This is a genomic window from Nocardia sp. NPDC060220 (assembly GCF_042727815.1).
GTDB lineage: Bacteria > Actinomycetota > Actinomycetes > Mycobacteriales > Mycobacteriaceae > Nocardia.
Genome location: NZ_JBHWZY010000439.1, coordinates 1 through 5,715, shown reverse-complemented (window position 1 = coordinate 5,715; position 5,715 = coordinate 1). Strand labels below are relative to the sequence as shown.

The following is a 5,715-nucleotide window of genomic DNA, read 5'->3' as shown; positions in this document are numbered from 1 at the left end:
GCTCTCGATCGCGGAGTGAGCCTGCCGCACCTGATCGATCGGGAAGGTTTGCCCGATCACGACTTCCAGCGCACCCTCGGCGACCGCTTCCTGAGCGCGGGCAGTGATGCCGACCCAGTCCACGTCCTGGCCGACGATATCGAACAGACCGAGCACCGTGACTCCGCGCGCACCAGCGGCATTGGTGTCGCCCGTCGCGAAATCACCTGCGGCGGAGCCATATCCGAGAAAGAGACCGGTGTCGGCGGCGGCGGTCAGGGCCGCGCCACCGATGTCGCCACCCGCACCGTCGAACACGACCGCCGCTCCCCCGCCGGTGATCTCCCGCGCTCGGTCCGCCCAGCCGTCGACGGAGTAGTCGACGACCGCAGTGGCGCCCAATCGCGTTGCGAGCGTGAGCTTTTCCGGTCCGCCCGCCGCGGCGACAACCCGCGCGCCCGCCGCGATCGACAGCTGGATGAGCAGCGTGCCGAGGCCGCCCGCGGCGGCGGTGATCAACACCCACGAATTCGGTTGCACGGCAGCCCTGTCGAAGACAGCGAGCGCGGTGCGACCGTCGTGGGCCAGGCCTACGGCCTGCTCGGTGGTGAGCCCGGCGGGGATCTCGGTCAGCGTGGCGGCCTTGGCGAGGGACTTCTCGGCGTAGCCGCCGGTGGGCAGGCCGCCACCGATGCCGCTGGCGGCGGTCTGGGTGACAACGCGCTTGCCGAGCCAGCGGGGGTCGACGTCGGTGCCGACGGCGCTCACCACGCCGCCGATCGCGCCACCGGGGACGTAGGGCAGGCTCAGCGGGAAGTAGTCCTGACCCCACCCGCTGCGCAGCCGGGTATCGAGGAACATCACGTCGGCGACCTCGACGTCGACGACCACTTCGACCGAATCCGGTTGCGGTGTGGGAACTTCCACCAGGTTCAGGACCTCGGGCCCACCGAATTCTTTGACCTGCACTGCGCGCATCGCGACTCCTTCGTGGTGTTGACCGAACGAGTCAAGGATGAAACCTGAAGTCGAGTTCAGGTCAAGCGCACTGGGACGTAGGTCACACGATCAGGACCCGCCGCCACAGCTGCTACTGCTGCCACCTCCACAGCTGCTGCTACTCCCACCGGAACAACTGCTGCTGCTTCCACCGCTACAGCTACTGCTGCTCCCGCCGCCGCAGCCGCTCCCCCCGCCGCAACCGCTGTTCGAGCCACCGCCACACCCGGACGGGCTGCCCGGATCCCACGGCTGCCCCGAGGTCCCGTCGACATACCCGGTGATCCCGGCCGACCCGGCCACCCATCGCCGATCCAGCGGGCGCGCGTTCTGCGGCTGACTCGACTTCTGGATCAGCCACACGACGGTCGTCACCACCGCGCCGAGACACACCACGACGAAACCGAGCACGATTACGAGCGTCAACACCATGTTCGCAGGCTAACGCCAGAACCCGGCCACAGCACCCCCACCGTCAGTGGCCTTACAGTGAATTGTGGCGTTCTCTTTCTCCCGGACCGGCAGACGGCAAGTCGACCTTCCCACCGTCGACCGCACCGTCGCCGCCCTGGTCTTCCCCGAAGCGATCTTCAAAACCTCGCCCTGGCAGCCTCGCGAACTCGTGGAAACCGGTCTGCGCCAATGGTTACGGTGCTGCGGTGCCGCCCTTCGCGACGACCAGGTGATCGGTATGCCCTCGCACGCGGTCGACGAGGCGTGGCACGGTTTCATCCTCTGCACCCAGCTCTACGCGACGTTCTGCGAGCAGGCTTACGGGCGTTTCCTGCATCATTTCCCCGAGGGCGCCGGGGAGAGCACGCAGAATCACGGCACCATGGTCGAACAGCTGGGCCGCACCGTGGTCGCCTGGTCGCTGGTCGCGCGACCCGAGGAAGAGTGCGTGCTGTGGGACCTGGACCGCACGGTCGGCGTCGAGAACGCGTGGGGCGTGGACGCCCGGCACGTTGCCGCCGTCGAGGAGCAACTGCGCCGGGCGTAGCCCCGATCTAGACCAGCTTCATCCGGCGCGCCGCGAACCGCACCGCGCCGGGTGCGATCCGGTTGATCCGGTACTGCACCCACGACTCCGGCGTCACCGGCACGATGTCGCGCCCGGTCCGCACGGCCTTCACGATCTGCGCGGCCACCCGGTCCGGGGTGTAGCCGCGTCGCTCGTACAGCTTGTCGAACTTCTGCTGCGCGGCGGCCTCCTCGGCGGCGGAGACGCCCGAGATGCGGGTGGTGGCAACGATATTCGTGTGCACGATGCCCGGACACACGGTCGACACCGAAATACCACGGTCGGCCAGTTCGGCACGCAGGCAATCGGAGAACATGAAGACCGCCGACTTGCTGGTGGCGTAGGCCGCCATGTCGCGCTGCGGACTGTAGGCGGCCATGCTGGACAGGTTCACGATGTGCCCGCCGAGCCCGCGATCGGCCATCGCCGCACCGAAGGCCCGGCAGCCGTTGACGACACCGCCGAGGTTGATCCGCAGCACGCGGTCGAACTCCTCCGACGGAGTATCGAGGAATCCGCCCGCCTGGCCGACACCGGCGTTGTTCACCAGCACATCGGGCACGCCGTGCGCGGCGATCACCGTGTCGGCGTGCGCGCGCACCGCGTCCTCGTTCGACACATCGAGTGGATAGGAGTGCGCCACCCCACCTTCCGATGCGACGAGCTCCGCGGTGGCCTTGGCGGCGAGCTCGTTGACATCGGAGACCACCACTTCGGCGCCGAGGCGCGCGAAAGCCAGCGCGGTCTCCCGGCCGATGCCGCTGCCCGCACCGGTGACGACCACCAGTTTGTGTTCGAATTCCCTTCGCGCAGTGCCTACTTCGGCCCTGGCGAGGCCGCGCGAGACGCCGGCGCCGTCGAGCGCGTCGATGAGCTCGGTGGTCGCGGTCGCGAGGAGTTCCGGATGCGAGAACGGCATCCAGTGCCCGGCGGGGACGTCGCGACGCCACAGCCGGTCGGTCCACTTGCCCGAATCGTCGTAGCCCGCGGGCCGCACGGCGACATCGCGTCCTGCCACGATCAACTGCACCGGCACCTCGGTGCGACGCTCACGCGGGGAGAGCATGCGCGCCACGATGTTCGCGCGATAGATGAGCAGCCCGTCGACCATGTCGCGGCGGAAGGTGGGCCCGAGCTTCACATTGGCGGCGGGGGTGTCGTTCATGATCGACACCGCACGCTGCCACAGCTTTTCGGTACCGATGGCGTTGAATGTGGCGCGCGGCAGACCGGGCGTCATGAAGAAGAAGGTGTAGGCCGAGGAGGCCAGCTGGGTCATCGGCTGCCACACATTGCGCAGGGTGGGCCGGGAGAGGCGGTCACGCACCCAGGCGGACAGGTGGTCGAGGTTGGGGCCCGAGACCGAGGTGAACGAGGCGACGCGCTCGGTGGCCCGCGGTTCGCACACCGCCTCCCACACCTGCACCGAACCCCAGTCGTGGGCGAGCACGTGCACGGGACGATCGGGGCTCACCACGTCGATCACGGCGTAGAAATCGCGTGCGAGTTCGTCGAGGCGGAAATCGTCGGTGCGCTGGGTGCGGGTGGACTCGCCGTGGCCACGGGTGTCGTAGGCGACCACGTGGAAGCGCTCGGTGAGCAGCGGAATCACCCTGTCCCACAGATGGTGGGTGTCGGGCCAGCCGTGCACGAGCACGACGGTGTCGGCGGCCGGGTCGCCGTATTCGAACACGGCGATGTCGAAATCACCGCTGCGGACGGTGCGCTGGTTCGCGGGCTGCGGGCTGTCGTTCGTCATGATCTTTCGGACTCCTTGTCCAGCGGAGAAATCACAGGTCGAGCACCAATCGCTCACCGCGAGAACGGGATACGCAGGCCAGCATGGCACCCTCGGCGTGGTCGGCAGCGGACAGCGTGGTCTCGCGATGGTCGGGTTCGCCCGAGCGAACCCGCACCACGCAGGTGCCACAGAAGCCTTGCCTGCACGAGTAGGGCTGGTCGGGACGGGAATCGAGGATCGTGTCCAGCACGGTGCGGTCGGCATCGACCGTCACCACCGCACCACTGGACGCGAATTCGATCTCGAACGGGGTGCCGTCGACGATCGGCGGCGGCGAGAACCGCTCGAAATGCAGTTCCACGTCGGCCATCTCGCGCACTGCGGCGACGATCGCCGAGGTCATCGGGGTCGGGCCACACGCGTAGACCGCGGTGCCCGGCGCGACGTCGGGCAGCAGGTCCACCGCGGCAGGTAGACCGTGCTCGTCATCGGTGCGCACCACGACGTTCGCGCCGAAGCCTTCGATCTCGTCCAGGAACGGGATGGTGTCGCGGCTGCGTCCGCTGTAGACCAGTGTCCACGGCACGCCGAGCCGGTGCGCGAGCCTGGCCATCGGCAGGATCGGGGTGATGCCGATCCCGCCGGCCACGAAATGCAGGCGCTGCGAAGGTGATCCGTGGCCCGGCACGGCGAACGGGAAGGCGTTGCGCGGGCCGCGCACCACCAACCCGGAGCCGACGGGCAATGCGTCGTGCACCTCGATCGAGCCGCCGCCGCCACCGGGGATGCGGCGCACGGCGATGCGGTACGCGCGCTCGTCGGCGGGATCGCCACACAGCGAATACTGGCGCAGCCGACCCGACGGTAGTTCCAGGTCCAGGTGCGCCCCTGGCCGCCAGCGCGGGAGCACGCGCCCGTCGGGTGCTTCGAGGCGAAGACTCACCACGTCCTGGTCGTGCGCTTCGATCCGGCGTTCGGTCACCACCACGGCCAGGCGGCGATCGTCGACGCGTGGGCGCAGATCACCGCGGTTGACCAGCGCGCTCCAGCGCAACCGGGTGGCCGCGATGGCGTCGATGACCTTCATCGCCGGATCGTGGCGGTACTTGCCGTAGAGATCGGCGGGGATGTCGCGCGTGGTCACGACGCTGCCGCGCGGGCGCCGGGCGAGGCGGCCAGATACGCGATCGCCTGCGCCGTCGAGCCGACCGATTGCGGGTTGTAGCCGGGCTGGAAGGTCGACAGCGCACTGGCCAGCAGCGACGGCACGCCGGGCAGCGCACCACGCCACATCGCGCCGAACACACCGGCGAGCAGCCGTGCGTAGCCCCGATCCGGCAGTTGCGGATCCTGCTGGACGAGGAACCGCGCACCGCGCACCAGCACGATGAGGAAGATCGGGAACACCAGCGTCATCGACGCGCAGCGCCGGACGTAGCCGACCCCGAAGTACTCGGCGACGTCGTGGGCGACATTGCGGTGTTCGACCTCTTCGGCACCGTGCCAGCGGAACAGGTCGGCCATCCGCGGGTCGGCGCCGAACTTCTCGAGGTCGGCGTTGAGCACCCAGTCCCCGAGCCAGGCGAAGAAATGCTCGAGACAGGCGATGAAGGCGAGCCGCTCGACCAGCATCTGGCGGCCGGCGCGATCGTCGCCGCCGCGCGGGCCGAGCGAGATGCGGAACAGGTATTCCATCTGCGCCAGATAGGGACTCGCGTCGACGCCGTGGGCGGTGAAGACGTCGTCGAGCACCTTTCCGTGGGTCTGCGCGTGCATGGCCTCCTGCCCGATGAAGCCGAGCATGTCCTCGCGCAGCTTCTCGTCCTTGACGTAGGGCAAAGCCTCGCGGTAGGTCTCGATGAACATGCGCTCGCCCTCGGGCAGCAGCATATTCAGCGCGCTGATCAGGTGACCGGCGATCGGTTCCGCCGACATCCACTGGAGGTCGACACCCGACCAGTCGAAGCTGACATTG

At 68.6% G+C, this 5,715-nt stretch carries 6 protein-coding genes; 2 read left to right on the top strand and 4 right to left on the bottom strand.

What is annotated here, in order from left to right; genetic code table 11:
- A partial coding sequence (locus ACFWF3_RS21825) for a zinc-binding dehydrogenase (protein WP_379315060.1) occupies positions 1-957 on the bottom strand: 957 nt, incomplete at its 3' end.
- Positions 958-994: 37 nt separating this feature from the next.
- Between ACFWF3_RS21825 and ACFWF3_RS21820 the strand changes: the two genes are divergently transcribed.
- Both ACFWF3_RS21820 and ACFWF3_RS21815 read left to right on the top strand, forming a co-directional pair.
- A complete protein-coding gene (locus ACFWF3_RS21820; protein ID WP_379315059.1) occupies positions 995-1,318 on the top strand; it encodes a hypothetical protein in 324 nt (107 codons plus the stop codon).
- A gap of 156 nt (positions 1,319-1,474) precedes the next feature.
- On the top strand, positions 1,475-1,978 hold the full coding sequence (locus ACFWF3_RS21815; RefSeq protein ID WP_379315058.1) for a hypothetical protein: 504 nt from the start codon (positions 1,475-1,477) through the stop codon (positions 1,976-1,978).
- Between the two features lie 7 nt (positions 1,979-1,985).
- Here ACFWF3_RS21815 and ACFWF3_RS21810 read toward each other — a convergent pair whose 3' ends face one another.
- The 3 genes from ACFWF3_RS21810 to ACFWF3_RS21800 form a co-directional block, all read right to left on the bottom strand.
- Positions 1,986-3,758 (bottom strand): SDR family oxidoreductase, encoded by a 1,773-nt coding sequence (locus ACFWF3_RS21810; RefSeq protein ID WP_379315057.1) that lies wholly within the window; start codon positions 3,756-3,758, stop codon positions 1,986-1,988.
- A gap of 31 nt (positions 3,759-3,789) precedes the next feature.
- Positions 3,790-4,884, bottom strand: a complete 1,095-nt coding sequence (locus ACFWF3_RS21805) for a PDR/VanB family oxidoreductase (protein WP_379315056.1) — start codon at positions 4,882-4,884, stop codon at positions 3,790-3,792.
- Positions 4,881-5,715 (bottom strand): metal-dependent hydrolase (locus tag ACFWF3_RS21800; RefSeq protein ID WP_379315055.1); only part of this gene is annotated, 835 nt, incomplete at its 5' end. The genes ACFWF3_RS21805 and ACFWF3_RS21800, both read right to left, overlap by 4 nt.